Source organism: Nitrososphaera sp. (genome assembly GCF_050748925.1).
Taxonomy (GTDB): domain Archaea; phylum Thermoproteota; class Nitrososphaeria; order Nitrososphaerales; family Nitrososphaeraceae; genus Nitrososphaera.
This window is the reverse complement of record NZ_JBOGQF010000017.1, coordinates 1-18473: the sequence shown is the minus strand read 5'-3', so window position 1 is coordinate 18473 and position 18473 is coordinate 1. Positions and strand designations below refer to the sequence as shown.

The following is an 18473-nucleotide window of genomic DNA, read 5'->3' as shown; positions in this document are numbered from 1 at the left end:
CTTCTTCATCGTATTTTTCGAAGTATCTTTGAAGAGAAAGAAATCTCGAAAAGCCTGCTGCTAGATAAATAACGGTAAGAGGAAAGATAAAGAAAAAAAAGAAAAGAAATATTGACGAGCCAGTCTGGCCAAACCAATCATTGATAGTCTTGAGTATTGTGTTAGAAAAAGAGAAGACGAGAGCAAGAGGCAGAGGAACAAGAAGTATTCCAAATACGGTTCTTATTCCCGGATCAAGCAATGTCTTCCTTATTGTTTCTAAATGGGTCAAGCTATCGTAGCTCCGATGATAGTGATTCTCAGATGAATAACACCTTCTTAATGACAAGAACTCGTCGCTCATTCAACATTCTGAATATGTCCACTACGTATTTGCCTCTCCTGTCACATGATAATTAACTTTTGGCAACAGCACTCTTTCCGCATTACCTCTGTAATCTCTACTAACGCCCATTGCCGGATAAGAAAGCGGCCTAATTCTCCGTGCTTACTTCCGTTATGCTCCCTAGTATAACCTACATAGCTTTACAGTTTACGAAAGCGTCAGATTTCTGAGCGTAAAGCGGGGGGAAACCATTTTTATCGACAAGGAGTAAAAATAGGGATCCCCCGTTTGAGCATAAAAATCTGACGCTCCATGTAATCCCTATGGCTGGCCGCATGTGCGAAAGTAATGACTACTATGACGTTAAAGGGGGAAAAGAAAAGGATGATCAAAATTCCATCTCTATCTTGAGAATAGCAGAAGCCTTTGGTCCTGGTCTCCGTATGCTTTTACAGTGCCGCTAGGCGAAGTCCCAATCCCGTACACGACAGGCTTCTCTGTGTCAAGGGAACCCACGATCAATGCAAGCGAAACGACACCCGCTGCTACTGCCCCTATCAATATCGCTATGGCTACTGCAATCGCTATTGACGAAGGCCTGCGAAAGACTTTTTCTGATGACGATGATGCTGCCATCATTTCTGTTCTCATATCTAGTCTAACGACCCTTGTTTACAAAAGCCGTGCGAGTAATCGTAGAATATTAGGAAGCACGGCTTTATACAAGTAAAAGCCAATTATTAGTTGACAAATATGGTTTTTTGGTTGTATTATATGAGAATTAACCTTTAGTACAAAATTGTTTATAGAATGTATGTGTCTCTTCATATCGCGCATTGTCGATAAAAATACAACCCCACTTTTCCCTCGAGGGTTTGCGCCGCTTATTTGCGGGCTCCCAAACTCCGACGAGATGCTTCTTTTCCATAATGGACTCCGTTGTTTTGCGCCGCTCACCAGAGACAACTGCCGCTAACATACTTTAGTTGTCAAGCAATATCTTTATGCTACGCCAATCTTCTCTCTTTTCTCTTCTTCAAGTGCCTTCATTTTTTCATTCAGAATGTTGATGACATAATCAAGCTCTTTCCGATTCTCTTTATTCTTCTTGGCTTGCAGCACTCCTACCGCGTATTGCAGCGCCTTTGATCTGAAGGCAAGCTCTTCCATATTTCTAATATGGAACGTCAAGTATTAAACCGTTAAGAAAATGTTCACGCATTTGTAAAAGAACGCCTTCTCCAATATCCATTTTTGTACGTACAGATGCCGTACATTGTTAACCGTTAGCGCCAATTTTGTGCCATGAAAAAAGCGGCACGAGTTTACGCACAAGGTGGAGGGATCCCTATTTATCAACAAGGAATTTAGAAACTGATCTTATCTTACAACCATAACCGGACATCTGGCATGATGCATGACCTTGAACGAAACACCGCCAAGGAGTAATTCCTTAAAAGCACTCAATCCTCTGCTTCCCATTATGATCAAATCATAATCATTTTTGTTTGCAGCATCAATAATTACTTGAGCATGATCTCCTAGTTCCAGCAATGTTTCTACTGGGACGTTATTTCTCGTAGCCTGACTCTTGCATTGTTCCAATAGTTTCTTGCCCCTTTCTTCAAGCTCTTCAATTAGGTCAAATGTGGTGGCACTATCTCCGCCATATGTAGAATCATCCACAACATGGATTATGTCTAGTTTTGAATTGCACCTTTGTGCCAAATATACAGACTTTTCAAACGCCTTTTTTGCAGACTCGGACCCGTCTACTGCAACAAGAATTCTTGAGAACAATAAATGATTAGGCGATCGTTGCTAATATTGTTGGTGGCAGTTAGAATCGAATTCCAACAAATCATAGCGTACAACCTAACGTGGATGCGGCACAAAAATGAACGTGAAAGGGGGCGTTCCCTTTTATCGACAAAGAGTAAAAAGGGAATCCCACTTTTCCCTCGTGAGTTTGTACGCATAACGTAGGTAATGATGCACAGGATTTAGCTGGCTAGACAGAACCGGAAAAACCTTCTAGCAGCAGATAATAGGCTTGATTCTTGCAATATTCATGACTTGGACAAGAACAAGACGCCACATGTTATAGTCTGCGACAACAATCCAGAACTTAACGCATACATTCGAAGCGCCTTCATGATGGATGGCTATGAAACTCATCAGGCGCTGTCGGCCACCGAGTGTATCGACAAAGTCAAGGAGCTGAACGACGTTATTGATGCGATTGTTGTAAATGGCAATATAGCAGCAGACAGGAGCGTAATGCTTATCCAAAATGTCATGAAAATGCGCCTAAAGGTAAAGATCTTTGTTCTGGCAGACAAAAACCTGTCAGAAGAAAAGACCAGAATAATGGACTATGGCGCTGACGCATTTGCTCTGAAGCCATTAAGCATTGAAACCATGATTAACAAAGTAAACTCGATGCTGCTTGAATCAGCAATGGTTTCAGCAAAGCGAGAATGAGCTAGGGCAGAAGTATCACCCGATAAGTTGCCAGAACCACAATTCGCAAAAGCTATAGCTGACCTAATCATTACCTTCGTTATGACGGTAGCAGGCCAAAAGAACTACTATAACGTAAAACTGCTGAAGGGAAGTGTGTCCATAAACTTACATGTATATGGTTGACCTCTCCGGATATTGCAACTGGTCTACAATGCACCCGAAGCATTAGCTGGCAAGAATGACGCTCCTGCAAGGGTATTTGTTGCTTACTGTACCTTTAACTCTTTGAGCTCAAAAGGAGGCACGTTCATGGTTAGATATTCTTCCATTCTGAACTTGATGTCCTGCGCAGTCAGGTCGCTCATGCTGGGCGAGCCTATGTCAAAAGATATCTTGTCGCTTCCCGTGTTTACGTTTGTCACAACAAAATCAGCATATTGGTTTGCGATTTCGTTTACCCAGTAGTGAACCTGGTCTTTGTTTACGTTTGAAACTTTCATTTCGACCTTCATGGGCTTAAACTTTGAAGCGCCTTCCAGATAGCCCTCCCCTGCTTCTGCATTATAATCTACGTCAGACATGTTTTGTACATTGTTAATATGCGCTTCATGATTAATAAGACCTTGGTCATTTGCTTAGGTAACTCGATGATTACTTTTGTTTATAGTATAAATTCCATCTTTTTCTCCTAGTTATCGTTTATATTTCTTTTTTGCTCCATAACTCTTGCCGTGTTCCAGAAAGCCAGATGTGGTCATCTTGCAACAAAGTCATACGCAGATGCCCATGGAGGTTTATGCAGAAAATGTCATGCCAATTTTGCAGCCGTTGTAGAGCTGGAAAAAAGGTATGGCGAAGATGCTTTAGTAGATTACTGGTATTCATGGATACTCACCAACCTGCCTGAAAGCAAGGAGGAAATGACATGCTTCATTTCCCATTTAGTTGATTTTTATCAACAGAAACTGGTTGAAACCCCGTCAAAGCAGAAATACATCAAAAAGATGCTGTACATGCTCCAATCCGTTCAAGAACCATCTGATGCAGAAACTCTGAGATGATATTTCCAACTCTTTTGTTCTGCAAAAATGATGGCAGGTCGTATAGTCTAGCAAGGGCATTTTTTGTGCCGCATCCTAGTATGCAGGCTATTATTTGACGGAGGAAGTAATAAGTGCGATGCACGCATACTTGGTATGCATGTCACAAGCACAAACAGCAACAAAGTACAACGATGCTAATGCAGACGCAAGAACAAGTCTATTGCGCACCGCCAAGATCGAAGAAAGCCAGATTGCAACACTAGCAAAATCAAAATTCGAGACATTGCCAAAAGACGTGCAAGACAAGCTGAATAGCCCAGTTTCCTCAGCATAGTCCAGTCAAGAGCCAGCAGCTTGCTGCTGGTGCTTTCTTGAGGTACTTGACGGCAAATATGGATTTATCCCAAGGCATGGCGGCGGGATTAGGCTCAGTAACAAGCACGCTTATTATCTGATAAACGGCCCGTTCTCATTGCCTGTCTTCGTCTTCGTGCGAATGGACCTTTCGCAGCGCCTCGTGCACCTGGTCCCGAAATATGGTCAACCCTATCCTCCTGGCGTGCGGCTGGCCCTTTGCAAAAGCCTCTGCCATGTTGCTTGCAAAAGCCGGATCGACCTTTGGAGGCATCGGCGGCTCAAACGGGTCTACGTATGCTTCGATTATCGTCGGCTTGTCCTGCCACATGGCCTCCCTGACTATCGACCTTGCGTCGCCGGGGTCTGTTATAGAGTAGCCTTTGCCGCCGCATGCCTCTGCAAACTTGGCAAAGTCTATTGGCGCAAACTCTACTCCGTATTCCGGGTTTCCAAGAAAGGCCAGCTGCTCCCACCGGATCATCCCAAGCGAGTTGTTCTTTATGATTACGACCTTTATCGGCAGGCCGTACTTTACCGCGGTGGCAAACTCGCCCATGAGCATGGTAAACCCGCCGTCGCCGACAAAGGCCACAGACTGCCGGTCAGGGTACGCTATCTGGGCCGCTATCGCGTAGGGCAGGCCGGCCGCCATCGTGGCAAGCGTGCCTGAAAGGGAAAACTTCATCCCCCTCTTTACGTCGATGTACTGGGCAGCCCAGATGGTGTTGGTCCCGCTGTCCACCGAAATTATGGCGTCCTTTTCCAGCTTTTCCGAGATCACCCTTGCAATGAACTGGGGCTTCATGGGCGTGTCAGTCCTGCCGCTGCGCTCCCGCAGCAGGTCGGTCCACCCTTTCATCGCCTCCTTTTTCGACTGCAGGAAATGCCGGTCCTCCTTGTCGCGCAAAAGGGGGAGGAGCGCCGCAAGGGTCAGCCTGGAATCGCCTACCAGTCCGACTTCGACTGGGTAGCGCAGGCCAATCTTTTCGGCAAACAGGTCGATCTGGACGCCCCTCGCCTGGCCTGGCTTTGGAAGGTAGTCGATGTAAGGAAACGACGTGCCGACCATCAGCAGGGTGTCAGCTTCTGCCATAGCGTCGCTTGAAGGAGACGTCCCGAGCAGGCCGATGCCTCCAGTGCAGAGCGGGTGGTCGTCGGGGACAGCCGCCTTGCCCAGCAGCGCCTTGACTATGGGCGCGCCCAGCTTTTCCGCAACCGCTATCACCTCGTCAGTGGCGCCCAGCGCCCCCTGCCCGACCAGCATCACGACCCTTTCGCCCGAGTTCAGGATCTCTGCAGCGCGCTCGACCAGCTTTATGTCCGGCATCGTCGCCGGCGATGCAAAGGCGTCAGACGTGTGGCCGGGGACCTTGTGCCTTGAATATTGTCCGTGCAGCTCTTTCTCCTGCACGTCGATCGGGATGGTCAGGTGGCTGACGCCCCTTTTTGCGAGCGCCGTCCTGCACGCAATGTCCACGACCATCTCTGCGTGCTCGGGGCTGTTTACCATGTTGTTGTAAACCGTAACGTCGGAGAAGAGCTGGAGCAGGTCGACATCCTGCTGGTAGCTCGACCCCATCATGTCAGAATAGGTGCTGCCAGTTATGGCGACGATCGGCGCGCCGTCTGCCTTGGCGTCATACAGACCTGCGAGCAGGTGGATTGCCCCCGGCCCAGAAGTCGCCACGCACGCGCCGAGCTTGCCCGTGTATTTTGCATAGGCACATGCCATGAACGCCGCCGACTCTTCATGCCTGACCAGGACAAACCGGATCTTGTCGCTCCTGCGCCTCAACGCCTCGATAAACCCGTTGATGCCGTCGCCGGGGAGGCCAAAGATGACCTCAACGCCCCAGTCAAGCAATGATTCTGTAACAATGTCGGCTGTCTTTACCAACCATGCATCACGTGATGTATTGACTTTTCATGCCAATAAGGCTGCGCTTCAGTTACGTGCGCCCTGGTTGAAACGGCCAAGAAAAGCCTGCCGTCTTTACTGGGTCGCCTTTGTCTTTTTGCCGTGGACCAGTTTCTGCAACTCTTTTACTGCCGACTGCAGCTCGGCATCCGCCTTGTCTTTTTCGCCGGCGCCGACGATTATTTCCCCGGGGCCGAATTTTGCCTCGTTAACGACTATGGGGACGGGTGCGTGCAATATTTCTGAAAGAAAGTCATAGAGTTTTGGGTAGGCCGCGCCGTTCTCGTATACGTACGTAGTCGTCCGGTCGCTGACTAACGCCTCGTCCCGCAAGGGAAAGGCAAAGCCCTCGGAAGACAGGGCGTCGATTATCCTGGCGGCCAGCTCGGCAAGGCGTGCGTCGTTGCCTCCGTGTGCCTGTCTTAGCTTGGCATGTTCGTCTGCCATCTTTTCTATCTCGGCTAAATCGGGAGCCAAAGGATGCTGTAAGTTACCATGCAACGCTATTAAGCAATCTGGAGCTAAGCCAGAAATACGGCCTGCGCGTTATGTACCGCAATGCGGTCTTTACAAACTGACATCCCTGCCGACAGGATGCCGCTGAGAAAGATGCGAAAAAGCGCCGCAGACGCGACCTTGGTAATTGTGAACCCAAATTCGTGCAGCGGCCTGACTGGCAAGAACTGGGAATCCCTGTATGCCAGCATCAGGCAGGTCCTGGGGGAAAACCTGAAGGTGGTCCTCAGCAAAAAGCCGGGCGACGGCACCGTCATTGCAAGAAAGTACCTGAAAAGGGGGTTCAAGAGCATCATGGCGATAGGGGGCGACGGGACGCTGAACGAAGTCGCAAACGGCTTTTTTGAGCCGATAGAGGTGCCGGGCGATGATGACTCGACGGGCCGGAACCTCCGCCTCAAATCGCTTGCCGCCAACGCCGCGCCGTTGCCACTGAAGGCGGTAAGCCCTGACGCAATCATGGCACTCGTCCCATGCGGCACGAGAAACGTACTGGCAAAGTCCATGGGCATGCCTGAAGGGGTGGTAGAGTGCTGCCGCGCGTTTTCTTCCGGGACACCGAGAAAGATAGACGTCATAGCCGCGACAGTAACAAACGCAGACTATTCTACGTCCTCAAAAAGGATCTTCCTGAACGCTGCCGAAATCGGCCTTGGCGCCGAGATAATCGACAGGTCAAAGAAGGTCAGAAAGGCGGTGAACAGCCGCCTGCTGTCGACCGTCGCTGGCATAATCGCAACGGTGCCTACCTACCAGAGCAACATGTGCGAAGTCCTGCTGAGCACGGGCCGGGGCAGGAAAAAGATCGTCACCAACATGACTATGGCGATGGTGTCCAACGGCAAGTTCCTGGGCGGCAGGTTCAAGGCTGCCCCAAAGGCAGACATGGCCGACGGCCTGCTCGACGTCGTCGTGCTAAAGGACTCTGGCAGCCTCAAGGTCCTTGACGAGCTGGTAAACATGAAAGAGGGCGACTACCAGGAAGAAGACAAGATATTCTACGGCCAGGCCAAAAAGGTCGTTATCAAATCAAAAGAAAGGGACGTGACAGTCACGGTGGACGGCGAGCCTATCGGTATTCTGCCTGCAACTTTTGAGGTTCTTCATAGTGCGTTGACCATCAAGATGTGATTGCGTTTTTTCGGCATGATTGAAAGGGTTAAAAACCCGACTGCCGAAATTCCGGCGTGGCGGAATCCAAGGAAGCTGTCGAGTGCCTCCGGTGCGGCTTTGAAATGAAGAACATGACAGCATGCCATTTGATATGCCCAAACTGTGGAAGTCACATGGATTGCTCCGAAAAAGGAAGCACCTGGTAAACTGAAACTATGCGTTTATCTTGCAAGTGTCCATATCTGTACCAGTCAATGTCGGTCCATCGCTAAGTCATATTTCCAACGGAAAATGACGAGTGCCGTGGGTTCAATGTGCTGTTTGACAAGAGTTCTCCCATAAGCTACCTTGGGGAAAGGCACTACGTGGTATCAGAAGATGATTGTGAGGTGCTGCGCGAAAACGGCGTGACCTATAGGACGCTGGACTCGCAATAACTTTTTTCGACATTGTCAAACACCCTGGACATCGATTTTTCAATCCCTTGCGCGGAGCTCATTCCATACAACCGGAAGGTGCTGCTGTTTGGCGTGCAAAAGATCTCTGATTATGATGGGAACTGACTGCAAGAAAAAGCTGGTGGACACGTATGGCCGCCCTGTCATCGCTGCAGGGAAATTGCGGCGCTGTTCGGACCGCGTAGAAAAGGTAGGACTTTAGAACGGGTTCTTGTCCCAGCTGTTCTGAAAGTCGTCAGACATCATCACCGCCTTGCCCTTCATTATCTCGATATAGTCGTCATATTTTGCCGTAAAGCCGCATTGCGGGCATTTCACGTTTTCCATGTCGTCGTCCACCTGCGCCTTCCTGCCGCACTCGGGGCACTTGGCTTCAAGCACGACATATTTTCAAAAGCCGAGGATATTTGCCTTTTGCATAATGTTATAAGGTCCAAAAACCGATAATTTGCAGTTGACAAAGATAGGCGACATGTACCGGCGCGTTCACAGCATGATGTCTGAAAGGCCCACAAACTTTGGGTGGGTCATAGAGGACAAGCTCGCCGGCTCTGGCCTCCCGGTCAGCAGCGACGAGTTTGGCTGGCTGCTGGAGCATGGGGTAAAGTCCATAGTCACCGTGCGCGAATCCGCCCTGCCACCGGCGTGGACCGACAAGATCGGCTACATGCACCTGCAGGTCGACGACTATGGCGCGCCGGAACTTGAAGAGATAGACCGCGCAGTCGACTTTATCGAATGCGAGATAAATAGCGGCCGGCCCGTCATGGTGCACTGCGCCGCCGGCAAGGGAAGGACCGGCGTCATCCTGGCCTCCTATCTCGTGAAAAAAGAGGGCCTCGGCGCCCGGCAGTCCATCGACAGGATACGGTCGATGCGCCCCGGCTCTATACAGTCAGAGGCGCAAGAGTGGGCGATAGAGATGTATGAAAAATACCTGAAGAATAAAAAATGACTACTCGGGGACAGAGTCGATTACCAGCTGCCCGTTCTGTAGCTTGACAAACAGGTACCTGTTGTCCTTGAAGATCAGCGTGATCTCGTTCTTGGTCTCTTCGACGTCGAGAAGCTCCTGATTTTTTATGCCGTCATACTTGGCCATACTGGCTGTAATATCAGGATGGGCGATATTTGAACTAATTAGTCCGAGATCTCTTGGTCGAGCGTGTCAATGCACATCGCCAAAAGCTCGTTGCTGCGCCTCATTATCCACTTTGGGAACTGCTCAAACGTAAAGACGTACTGCTGCTGAAAATTTGGCGGGATGAATCCACCGTGCGTAATCACCTGCACGACCACATACTGTTCATTGACGGTGGCTATCTCTTCTTCTGCCGATTGGTCGATCTCCTCTATCGTGTGCCTGTACAATACTACAGGCCTACCCGTCCTCGTGGCAATGATGGACGCCCTGCGCAGCCTCTCCCGCAACTTGTCGAGGACCCAGCTGTCAAGGGTTACTTGCTCGTTGGTCAATTGCAGATATTCCGGGGAAAATATCTATTTAGGATGATGCGCCAACAAATGTTGACCTGGCGTTCAAATTATCCTTACTTGCCAGTACTGCTAGCAAACTTCTAGCTCCCCCGAATAACAACAAAAAGCCGGCTAGACGTTATTACGTTATAGCAGCAAAATTGCATACAATTTGGTGAACTAAATTAATTCAACACGGCAAGCCACAGGATGTCCGGTATGGCGACTGCGAGCGCGCACAGCGCGACTAATGCGATCTTTTTGCGCCGGCTCCAGCCCTACCAGAAATTCATTCCACAGATATCCGGAATTCACGGCCATCTATCTCTACTGCTTTATAATTGACGTTTTCAAGCCGCTCCTTTGACAGCACGGCCGCCTTGACGCGCACCAGGTACATCATCTCTTCTTTCATGGCTGAAAGCGAGGCAATCTCCTCGTCGTCAAGACCTGCGATGTAGAGCGCCGGCAAGATGTCAGTCGGATTATAGCCGCGCTCCTTTCTCTGCTGCTGCAGGTTCCTTGCCAGGTCGCGCAGCAGTCCCTTTGCTATCAGCCCTTTGTCGCGCCTGGTCGATATGAACACAGCCAGGTTGCCCCGCTCTGCCATCGAGTAGCCTTCTGCGGCCTTGTACGCAATGTCGACGTCGGAAGGCGAGATGTCTACTGACTTTTCATCGTATGCGAGCGCGTACTTGCCGTCGGCTTTGAGCGCAGACACGAGAGCCAGCCTGTCGACTCCCTCAAACGCCTTCAGGACGGCGTTGATGTCGGCCTTTACCCTCGGCGCGACGCTCTTTCTCACGAGGCCGACGTTAACGACGATGGGCATCTTGGCTGCCAGCAGGCCGGACGCCCTGTCGAGCTGCGAGCCGCCTGTTATTTGCACGGCTTTGTATTGCTCGGCGTTGAGCTGGCCCTTCAAAGATTCGGCCACGCCGTCCACCTTTAGCATCTCGAGTTCCGCCTGCGTGCCGCAGATGGTCGCGTCGTCTATCGGCCAGCGCCTCTTCAGGCTGGCGAGGTTGCGCGCCGCGTTTGCGAGTGACACTATCTCCTTTATCATGTCAAACGCGCCCTCTACCTTTGCGTCGGCAAGCCTGTCGTCGCGCTCTGGCCACGTTTCAAGCAGCACGCTCTTTTTCTTGCCAAAGCACGCCAGGTACATGTATTCGCTGATGAAAGGCGACAGCGGGTGGAGCATGACGTCGATCTTCTCCAGCACGTGCGCCAGGACCGCGTAAACTGCAAGGCGCCTGTCTAGGTTCTCGGCGCTGTCGTCCCAGATGACGTTTCTCGTCAACGGGACGTATGTCTGGCTCAGGTGGTTGATGATAAAGCTGTCAATGGCCTTGGCGCCTTCGTGGAACCTGCAGCGCGAAAACGCATCGGTGACGTCTGTCATCAAACCCTGCAGCTTTGACAGGAGCCACACTTCTGTCGGGCTCATCAGGTTGCTGTCGACGACCCATTGCAGCGTATGCCTGCCCTTGTCGAAATGGTCAAACTCGCTGTTTTGCCTGAAGTAGACGTGGAGGTTGTGGAGCGTGCTCAGAACTTGATAGGTCCTGGTCTTCATCTCGTCGAGGCTGAAATTGAGTGCCTCGATGGGCGACGACTTCCACATGAAATACAAGCGTATCAAATCAACCGGGTTTTCGCTCAGCAGCTTTCTTGCCTCAATCACGTTGCCGACGCTCTTGCTCATCTTGTTGCCCTTTTCGTCCAGCACGTGTCCCTGGAAGAGGAACGACTGGAACGGCGCCGAGCCTTTCATTATCATGCCCTCCATCAGCAGGGTGTATGCCCATCCCCTGGTCTGGTCTATCCCTTCCGTCAGGAACGACGCGGGTATCAGGTCATTGTATTCCTGGTCGTTAAGGGACGCGTAGGGGGCCGCGCCGGAATTGTGCCACGTGTCGAGCACAAACGCCTCGCGCTGTATCTCTGCCCCGCATTTTGCGCATTTTATTTTGATTCTATCAATCCATGGCCGGTGCAGCTCAAAGTCCGGGCCGTCCGGCAAATCGATAGCGTTCTTTACAATCTCTGCTCTCGAAAACAGCGGCTCCTTGTGTCCGCACTTGCCGCACGACCATATCGGCAGGGGAGTTCCCCACACCCTTTCGCGCGATATGCACCAGGGGTGCTGCTCCTTGATTATCTCTATGAATCTGTTCTTGGGTTGCTCGAAAAAGTACTCTACCTTTTGCGCCGCCTGTGCTGGCCTCTCGCCCATCCTGTCGATAAGGTAAAAGTACTCGCGCCGGGCGAGCCACACGACTTTGTGGTGCGAGCGCCAGCATGTCGGGTACTGGTGTTTCAGCCGGCCCATCTTGACCGACGCGCCGGCTGCCTTCATTGCTTCAAACACCTTTACGTCTGCGTCGCGCACAAACAGGTCCTTGAAGGCGCCTGCCTTTTCGGTAAAGATGACGCGGTCGTCTATCGGGACAAATATCGGGACGTTTCGCTTGTGCGCTATTTCAAAGTCCTCTTCTCCGTTTGCCGGCGACAGGTGCACGAGCCCGCTGCCTGTCGCGACATCTACAAATTCTTCGGCGACTACGAAGTGAATCGATCCGCTCTTGGCAAGCTCGTCGAGCCCCGGTATCATTTGCAGTAACGGGTGGATATAGTGCCGGCCGTCAAGCTCTTTGCCCGTGACCTCTTTTTCAATTCTGTAATCTTCAATCCGGAGCTCTTTCATCAGCTCTTGCAGGCGATCAGAGCCTACGATCCAGCGCTCGCCACCGGCGTTCGTCTCTTTCGTTACCCAGACGTACGAGTATTTCGCCTCCGGCTTGGCTCCAACCATCTCGTCTGTTACGATTGTAAAGGGCATGGTGGTCCAGACTATGAGATAGGCGTCCTCGTCTGACAGCTTTACTTTGTAATAGAACGAGGGGTCCTCTACCGTTTCATAGCCCTGGTTGACTTCCGAGTTTGAAAGCGAAGTCTGGCAGGACGGGCAGTACGCGACTACCCTGTACCACTCTGTCAGGATGTTGCTCTCCCACGCCTTTTTCAGGACCTGCCATTCCCGCTCGATGTACTCGTCTTTGTAGGTCCAGTACGCCTTTTCATAGTTGAACGACATGCCAAGCAGGCTGTCCATCGCTATCCACTTTTCGTTGTACGCGTGGATCATCTTTTTGCAGGTCTCTACAATTTTTTCTATGCCGACCTTGTTGAGGTTCTCTGCCTTGCTGCCCGTGAGCCCTAGCTCTTTTTCTGCCGCCAACTCGACTGGCAACCCTTGCGTGTCCCACCCTGCCCTGAAAATGACCTTGTTCTTGCGCAGCGTGTTAAAGCGGTACCAGAGGTCCTTTATGACGCGGCCGCGGAGGTGGCCTGCGTGCGGCTCGCCGTTCATTGTGGGCGGGCCCTCGATATAGCCTACCAGCGGCCTGCCGGCAAGCTCGTTTTCGAGCATCGCCTTTAGGTCGATGTTATTGAGATGAGCGCGAACCTCGTTTTCGATCGCCTTGGCGTCGAAACGGGCGTTGAATTCCATCTATGCGGAAAGCGATTGCGTGACCCGTTTATATCTTTGGCTAGTCCTTGAGGATTTCTATCATTTCACCGACAGTGACTATCCTGATCCTGCGGAAATTTCCCAAGCCGAGAAGGTGTCCATCTCCTGAAACAACATACTTCGCCTTGCCGTCGTACGCCGTCCTTAAGATCGTCATCATCTGGGTCCTCTTCTACAACCGAGAACCTCGACCTTATCCTTGTTATCCTGGCCGAGCTGGATATGTCTCTTAGAAAACTGGCAACGTCGCGCCGGCTGACATATTTCTTGATTCTTTCCTCTTCGGCCACAACTGCGACTTCTTTGAGGATTTCCCTGGAGATTACAAGCTCTTGCCTGCGCAGTATTTCTGATAAAAGAAACCGGGGTTTTCCGTCATGAATTAAGGCCGAGATCAGGACGTTGGTATCCAGCACTATCTTCATGACTGTCTGCCTGAACGCCTTTTTCTCCTGCTTTCTTGGACAATATCGCTAACGTCTTCGTCCGACAGGATGCCGAGTTTCCTTGCCTTTTCATCTACGTTCCTGTATATCCTTTCCAGGTCCTTTAGCACGTCAGGCACGTCGAGCTTTTTCATTATGACCGCGTCATTATAGCCGTAGATCAACAGCTTTGTCTTGGGACCAATGCCCAGCTTCTTCCTTATTGACTGGGGTATCACTATCTGGCCCTTGCTGCTAACGACTGTTACGTCTGCCTCTTCGCTGGCGGTCATGATTTCGTACATATTCTTACTTTCTTACCTTATATGCATAGCTCCTAGGTGAACGGCAGAGGGAATGCTCGCAACTACTCGCCCGGCTCCAATAGGATTATATCTTAAAAAGCGCCCGCAAATGCCGATATAGCTTGGCGCTTGTAGACACGCTAAAGGCCGGCAAGAACCCGCCGGAAGAGATCAACGTCGTCATCGAGATCCCGAAAGGAAGCAACATAAAGTACGAAATTGACGAAGAGAGCGGCGCGCTGTTTGTCGACCGCAAGCTCTTTACCGCAATGTTTTACCCGTGCAACTATGGCTTTGTCCCGCAGACAAAGGAAAAGGACGGCGATCCCGTGGACGTCCTGGTCCTCGGCAACGACGCGGTGGTGCCGTCGTCTGTCATCCGCTCGACCCCGGTGGGCGTGCTGATAACGGCAGACGAGGAAGGCGAGGACGCCAAGGTCGTGGCGGTGCCGGTGGCCAAGATAGACCCGACGTTTTCCCACGTCAAGGACATCAACGACGTCACGCAGCACATACAGGACCAGATCAAGCACTTTTTCGAGCACTACAAAGAGCTTGAAAAGGGCAAGTACGTAAAGGTCACCGGCTGGAAGGATGCGGCGACTGCCAAGGGCAAGATCCGAGAAGCGATGGAAAGCTACAGGAACAAAAAGTAGAGTTTCTATCGTGCAATTGGCCGGCCTTGCGTCAGGCCGGCAGGCATTTTCTGAAACCTAATTGCTCTATTGTAATATACCTGAAAGTGACATTGTGTCTATGAAACGTGCCGCCCTGATAGTAGCAGCGCTGTCTGCCGCAGTCCTGATAATAGTAGGTCTTTCACTGCTGAGCTTTCTTCCACTTGGCAAAAGCCCGCCCTCATTCACTGCAAGTAAGGATGTCAACAACTTGCAAAACGCTACTACTGCAACTGCCAAGTTTGGTAGCGTGACGAACCTGACAGAGAACCCTGACGATTCCGTCTACGGCCAGATTGCTGCCACCGGCGATAATGTGCACGTGGCATGGCAGGAATCCATAAGCGGAGGCAACTATGACATATTTATCAAAAGCAGCCGGGATGGGGGCGACACTTTTGAAAACGATACAGTCAACCTGAGCAACAACGCGGGGTTTTCAGAGCATCCCCAGCTTGCAGTATCTGATGACAACGTGTACGTCGCCTGGACCGATGATCCTTCCGTCAGGCGAGAAATATTTTTTGCAAAAAGTGAGGATGGCACCTCTTACAGCGAGCCGATCACCCTGAGCGAGCCCGGCGACAGCTACAACGTAGAGATGACAGCTTTTGGCAGCGACGTGTACCTGGTGTGGCAGGCAAATGACGATGCCGTAATATTTCGAGCAAGCCACGACAGCGGAGAAACTTTTGACGCCCCCGTCGCCATTGCAGACGGCGCAGGTCCGGAATCATTTCCCAAGGTAGCGGCATACGGCGACGCGGTTCACATCGTGTGGACAGTTGCCAACGAATCCGCGCTGTATCATGTAAAGAGTATCGACCGTGGAGACACCTTTTCCAAAGTCATCAAATTGAATGGCGACAACGCCGTTGGCGAAGCGCAGGTAGCAGCATACAAAGACGACGTCCACGTGATATGGGGCGGCCTGCACGAGGCTAAAGTCGACGACCTGTTTTATGCCCGGAGCGGCGACGGCGGGGACACGTTTGCCGGCCCTGTACCAATCGGCATCAAAGATCCCCTGAACGTAGAGCTGGTGGTGATGCCACTTTCCGGACAGCAATACGCGATCCACGTCGCAAGCCAGGTCGCATTGTCGTCTGAAAATCACGAGATCCTGCTGACATCGAGCGTGGACGGTGGCCGGACCTTTGCCAAAGCCGCCAACCTCAGCAACAACGCGGGGATATCCGAATGCCCGACCGTATCGACGGCTGGAAACCAGATCTTTGTCTCGTGGGAGGACCTGACGACCGGCAACCATGAGATACTCTACGCAAAGGGCGGCCTGTGACCGGTCACTTGGTCACGACGTAAAAGTCATAGACCGGGGCCTTTGCCGGCTCGCTCTTTTTCTTTACGTTGTATTCTATCATGGCCCAGAAAGCCGGGAACGTCTCGACCAGTCCTATGATGGGGCAGAGGATGAGAGTCTGGAAATGATATTTGGCCCTCTTTTTCCAGCTGATGTCAGAGTACCTGAGGTTCAGGTACAGCCCCAGCTGGTACGAAGAGAGCCACACCAGCGACGTGAACAAAAGCACGGCCCCTATGCCTATCTCGACGGGGTCGATGACCGCGGGCTGCAGCGTAAACATGGCCAGCGTCTCCTCGATGTCGCTGACATAAGTCGACGGCGAAAGCAGCGCCGGGATATAGTTGTACGCGGCAAACGCTGTCGAGGCGACGGCAGACGCAAACCCGAGGAAATACGTTATAGACTTGTACAGCAGCTTGAACCTGTGCCACATGGGGAACTTGTTGCCGTTCTGGAGCGTCCCGAGCACCCACCTGCGCCTCTGGAAAAAGTGGTCCTTGATGTTGAGCGGCGGCTGCTCCAGCAGCGCGCCGCCGTGCCAGCCCATCGAGCCGGGCCCGTACTTTTCATATATCTTGTAGCCAAACATCTGGTCTTCGGCAAGGGTCGGCCCGAACTTCCACTCTATCGCGTCCTCGACGTCGGACCTGACGAGCAGGTTGCTGCCGTGCATGTGCAAAGGCGGCGGGTTTGTCATCTGCGAGACGCAGTCATAGCACGCAAAGGGCCTTATCGACTCGGCAAGCGCAGTCAGCCTGTTTGCAGACTCGAACTTTAACGGGTAAAATATGGGCCCCTCTGACGCGACCTCGTCCCTCTCTGTCGCCTGCAAGAGAGCCAGCACCGTCTGCGGAGTCACGTAACTCTCGTCGTCCATGTGGAAGACCCAGTATTTTTCGCTGTTCTTTTTCGTCCTGCGCCGGTGCTCTACCGCGTACTGCAGCGCCCTGCCCTTCCTTATCGCGTCTGTCTGGAACGCCTTGTCGACTACTATTACTTCGCATTTCATCCCCTTTAGCGTCCTTGTATCGTCCGGGTCGTCGGTGACGACAGAGACCTGGTAGTTGTAATATCCCACCTTGTGGGCCGATTTCAGTATCGACTCTATGCCGCGCTTTACCACGTGCGTCTTGGTTGCAGAGCGGGTCGTTATCTGGAATATTATGGGGGCGCTTGTGCGCGCACGCCCCACCTGCTTTTCGACGAACACCTTTCGGTTGCTTATCACCCTGTAAAGCGAGAGTATCGCAATCGGGACATAAGAGAGCCAGAAAAACATGGCGACGATTATCGCAATATTATCAAACAACAGTAAATTAGGATTCTATCATTAAAAAGAGTCATGCGCCGCGATGATATTTTCCTCTATTATTTTCCAATAGGGTCCCGTACCTAGGGTCGCGCCTAATTGTAGAGATAAAAGGGATGGAGTAGTATGGAAACCGGGCCGCGGCAATGTTTCGGTTGGGGATATTTGGCAGGCAGGTGTCTATTCGCGCCGTTAATTTCACCTCCGCGGTCTCTGTCTTTATCTTTGCAATGGTCTACGGCATGATAGAGCACACCCTGCTCGCAAGCCCGCTTGGGATAAGCATCCTGGCCTATCCGCTGAACCTGCACCTTGTGGGGCAATTGTATTTCTACCACGTCCTGATGTTCATCCTGGCGACGCTCATCTCGTTCAACCCCTTCTTTGACGTGCTCTTTTTCGGCTCGAGCAACCCTGCCAGAAAGCAGGCCCTTGCGTGGGGCGCCGGCAACATCCTGAATTTCATCTGGCTTGAAGACCTGTTTTACTGGGTGCTGTTTGGAGAGTGGCCCAAGGACGTGATGACGCCCCTCCAGCTGTCGTTTTACGGCGTCGTGTGGTGGTACCCTGTCGCCCTGGCATGCGCGTCGGTGTTCTACTACCTTGCCATCCGGAGCATGCGGAGGCACCGGTAGCGAAAGTCGTTAATTATCTTCTCTACAATTATACGGTATGAATAGCGGGGCCAAGTGGGCCGTACTTGCCTCTGTAGTCGTGGCGGCCATCGCAGTTGCCCTGCTGGCCGGCTCCGCCCTTACTGGCAGGGCGCCGGACGGCAACGCCACCTCGCCGGGCAACTCTACCAACGGCACCGGCACGGTGCCAAGGCCGGTGGCAAGCGTGCTGTCGACGCCTTCCGCGCTGCCCATCATGGAAAAGTGGGCCGCGCGGTACAACATGGAAGGCCCAGTTTCTGCGCAGGTGAGCTATACAGACGACGTCGACGACGCCGGCATCGCGGTGGTGCATTCAAACATCTCTGGCTTTCTTGCGCAGCACTCTGCCGACATGGCGGTGATGGGGAGGCTGCCTTCCGGCGGCAGCTTTACATACGCCAACTCTACGTTTCTGCCGGTCAGCCCGCAGGCCGTGGCCCTGGTCTACAACGTGCCGGGCTTTCCAGACGTGCCGTCGGGGCTGAAATTTGACCCCGCCACACTGGGCGCGGTCCTCCGGGGCAACATAACGCGCTGGGACGACCCTGCCATCAGGGAACTCAACCC

General features: G+C 52.0%; 22 protein-coding genes. 8 read left to right on the top strand and 14 right to left on the bottom strand.

All coding sequences use genetic code 11. The features are described 5' to 3' along the window. The 4 genes from ACREAY_RS02735 to ACREAY_RS02720 form a co-directional block, all read right to left on the bottom strand. Nucleotides 1-271 (bottom strand): hypothetical protein (locus ACREAY_RS02735; protein ID WP_431754230.1); only part of this gene is annotated, 271 nt, incomplete at its 3' end. Nucleotides 272-727: 456 nt separating this feature from the next. Continuing rightward, nucleotides 728-976, bottom strand: a complete 249-nt coding sequence (locus tag ACREAY_RS02730) for a hypothetical protein (RefSeq protein WP_431754229.1) — start codon at nt 974-976, stop codon at nt 728-730. 351 nt (nt 977-1327) lie between these two features. Continuing rightward, entirely contained in the window at nt 1328-1495 is a 168-nt protein-coding gene (locus ACREAY_RS02725) for a hypothetical protein (RefSeq protein ID WP_431754228.1), read from the bottom strand. Between the two features lie 210 nt (nt 1496-1705). Further along, nucleotides 1706-2125, bottom strand: a complete 420-nt coding sequence (locus tag ACREAY_RS02720; protein ID WP_431754227.1) for a universal stress protein — start codon at nt 2123-2125, stop codon at nt 1706-1708. A gap of 276 nt (nt 2126-2401) precedes the next feature. On the opposite strand from ACREAY_RS02720, the gene ACREAY_RS02715 reads away from it, so the two are divergent. Further along, on the top strand, nt 2402-2809 hold the full coding sequence (locus tag ACREAY_RS02715) for a response regulator (protein ID WP_431754226.1): 408 nt from the start codon (nt 2402-2404) through the stop codon (nt 2807-2809). Between the two features lie 248 nt (nt 2810-3057). Here ACREAY_RS02715 and ACREAY_RS02710 read toward each other — a convergent pair whose 3' ends face one another. After that, nucleotides 3058-3372: a hypothetical protein gene (locus ACREAY_RS02710; RefSeq protein WP_431754225.1), complete on the bottom strand. Its 315-nt coding sequence runs from the start codon at nt 3370-3372 to the stop codon at nt 3058-3060. Between the two features lie 150 nt (nt 3373-3522). On the opposite strand from ACREAY_RS02710, the gene ACREAY_RS02705 reads away from it, so the two are divergent. Continuing rightward, on the top strand, nt 3523-3852 hold the full coding sequence (locus ACREAY_RS02705) for a hypothetical protein (RefSeq protein ID WP_431754224.1): 330 nt from the start codon (nt 3523-3525) through the stop codon (nt 3850-3852). A 451-nt stretch (nt 3853-4303) separates the two neighbouring features. On the opposite strand, the gene ACREAY_RS02700 is transcribed toward ACREAY_RS02705, so the two are convergent. Beyond that, nucleotides 4304-6088 carry a thiamine pyrophosphate-dependent enzyme gene (locus tag ACREAY_RS02700; protein WP_431754223.1) on the bottom strand — a complete coding sequence of 595 codons (1785 nt, stop codon included), beginning with the start codon at nt 6086-6088 and terminating at the stop codon, nt 4304-4306. 96 nt (nt 6089-6184) lie between these two features. After that, nucleotides 6185-6586 carry a hypothetical protein gene (locus ACREAY_RS02695; protein WP_431754222.1) on the bottom strand — a complete coding sequence of 134 codons (402 nt, stop codon included), beginning with the start codon at nt 6584-6586 and terminating at the stop codon, nt 6185-6187. Nucleotides 6587-6667: 81 nt separating this feature from the next. Here ACREAY_RS02695 and ACREAY_RS02690 point away from each other — a divergent pair, with 81 nt between their 5' ends. Continuing rightward, a complete protein-coding gene (locus tag ACREAY_RS02690; RefSeq protein ID WP_431754221.1) occupies nt 6668-7756 on the top strand; it encodes a diacylglycerol/lipid kinase family protein in 1089 nt (362 codons plus the stop codon). A 638-nt stretch (nt 7757-8394) separates the two neighbouring features. On the opposite strand, the gene ACREAY_RS02685 is transcribed toward ACREAY_RS02690, so the two are convergent. Further along, a complete protein-coding gene (locus ACREAY_RS02685) occupies nt 8395-8577 on the bottom strand; it encodes a zinc-domain-containing protein (protein ID WP_431754220.1) in 183 nt (60 codons plus the stop codon). Between the two features lie 73 nt (nt 8578-8650). Here ACREAY_RS02685 and ACREAY_RS02680 point away from each other — a divergent pair, with 73 nt between their 5' ends. After that, nucleotides 8651-9151 carry a dual specificity protein phosphatase family protein gene (locus ACREAY_RS02680; RefSeq protein WP_431754219.1) on the top strand — a complete coding sequence of 167 codons (501 nt, stop codon included), beginning with the start codon at nt 8651-8653 and terminating at the stop codon, nt 9149-9151. On the opposite strand, the gene ACREAY_RS02675 is transcribed toward ACREAY_RS02680, so the two are convergent. From ACREAY_RS02675 to ACREAY_RS02655, 5 genes are all read right to left on the bottom strand, one after another. Then, complete coding sequence (locus ACREAY_RS02675; RefSeq protein ID WP_431754218.1) at nt 9152-9298, bottom strand: hypothetical protein; 147 nt, start codon at nt 9296-9298, stop codon at nt 9152-9154. Between the two features lie 38 nt (nt 9299-9336). Continuing rightward, nucleotides 9337-9672, bottom strand: coding sequence for a hypothetical protein (locus ACREAY_RS02670; protein ID WP_431754217.1), 336 nt, complete (start codon nt 9670-9672; stop codon nt 9337-9339). Nucleotides 9673-9961: 289 nt separating this feature from the next. Beyond that, nucleotides 9962-13189 (bottom strand): isoleucine--tRNA ligase, encoded by a 3228-nt coding sequence (ileS, locus tag ACREAY_RS02665; protein ID WP_431754216.1) that lies wholly within the window; start codon nt 13187-13189, stop codon nt 9962-9964. Between the two features lie 65 nt (nt 13190-13254). After that, the gene (locus ACREAY_RS02660) at nt 13255-13635 is read right to left on the bottom strand and encodes a putative toxin-antitoxin system toxin component, PIN family (protein ID WP_431754215.1); all 381 of its coding nucleotides are present in this window, start codon (nt 13633-13635) and stop codon (nt 13255-13257) included. Beyond that, entirely contained in the window at nt 13632-13940 is a 309-nt protein-coding gene (locus tag ACREAY_RS02655) for an AbrB/MazE/SpoVT family DNA-binding domain-containing protein (protein ID WP_431754214.1), read from the bottom strand. The genes ACREAY_RS02660 and ACREAY_RS02655 overlap by 4 nt, the downstream gene beginning before the upstream one ends. A 122-nt stretch (nt 13941-14062) precedes the next feature. Between ACREAY_RS02655 and ppa the strand changes: the two genes are divergently transcribed. Further along, nucleotides 14063-14596: an inorganic diphosphatase gene (gene ppa, locus ACREAY_RS02650; protein ID WP_431754213.1), complete on the top strand. Its 534-nt coding sequence runs from the start codon at nt 14063-14065 to the stop codon at nt 14594-14596. Nucleotides 14597-14696: 100 nt separating this feature from the next. Further along, nucleotides 14697-15917 carry a sialidase family protein gene (locus ACREAY_RS02645; protein ID WP_431754212.1) on the top strand — a complete coding sequence of 407 codons (1221 nt, stop codon included), beginning with the start codon at nt 14697-14699 and terminating at the stop codon, nt 15915-15917. A gap of 4 nt (nt 15918-15921) precedes the next feature. Here the strand turns inward: ACREAY_RS02645 and ACREAY_RS02640 are convergent, their stop codons facing one another. Beyond that, a complete protein-coding gene (locus ACREAY_RS02640) occupies nt 15922-17250 on the bottom strand; it encodes a glycosyltransferase family 2 protein (protein ID WP_431754211.1) in 1329 nt (442 codons plus the stop codon). Between the two features lie 155 nt (nt 17251-17405). Between ACREAY_RS02640 and ACREAY_RS02635 the strand changes: the two genes are divergently transcribed. Both ACREAY_RS02635 and ACREAY_RS02630 read left to right on the top strand, forming a co-directional pair. Then, nucleotides 17406-17885, top strand: coding sequence for a hypothetical protein (locus tag ACREAY_RS02635; RefSeq protein WP_431754210.1), 480 nt, complete (start codon nt 17406-17408; stop codon nt 17883-17885). A gap of 37 nt (nt 17886-17922) precedes the next feature. Then, a partial coding sequence (locus tag ACREAY_RS02630; RefSeq protein ID WP_431754209.1) for a hypothetical protein occupies nt 17923-18473 on the top strand: 551 nt, incomplete at its 3' end.

Coding starts and splice junctions, on each gene's coding strand:
- ileS (WP_431754216.1), bottom strand. CDS start 13,189: ATGGAATTCAACGCCCGTTTCGACGCCAAGGCGATCGAAAACGAGGTT.
- ACREAY_RS02655 (WP_431754214.1), bottom strand. CDS start 13,940: ATGTACGAAATCATGACCGCCAGCGAAGAGGCAGACGTAACAGTCGTT.
- ACREAY_RS02660 (WP_431754215.1), bottom strand. CDS start 13,635: ATGAAGATAGTGCTGGATACCAACGTCCTGATCTCGGCCTTAATTCAT.
- ACREAY_RS02730 (WP_431754229.1), bottom strand. CDS start 976: ATGAGAACAGAAATGATGGCAGCATCATCGTCATCAGAAAAAGTCTTT.
- ACREAY_RS02690 (WP_431754221.1), top strand. CDS start 6,668: ATGCGGTCTTTACAAACTGACATCCCTGCCGACAGGATGCCGCTGAGA.
- ACREAY_RS02710 (WP_431754225.1), bottom strand. CDS start 3,372: ATGTCTGACGTAGATTATAATGCAGAAGCAGGGGAGGGCTATCTGGAA.
- ACREAY_RS02725 (WP_431754228.1), bottom strand. CDS start 1,495: ATGGAAGAGCTTGCCTTCAGATCAAAGGCGCTGCAATACGCGGTAGGA.
- ACREAY_RS02675 (WP_431754218.1), bottom strand. CDS start 9,298: ATGGCCAAGTATGACGGCATAAAAAATCAGGAGCTTCTCGACGTCGAA.
- ACREAY_RS02645 (WP_431754212.1), top strand. CDS start 14,697: ATGAAACGTGCCGCCCTGATAGTAGCAGCGCTGTCTGCCGCAGTCCTG.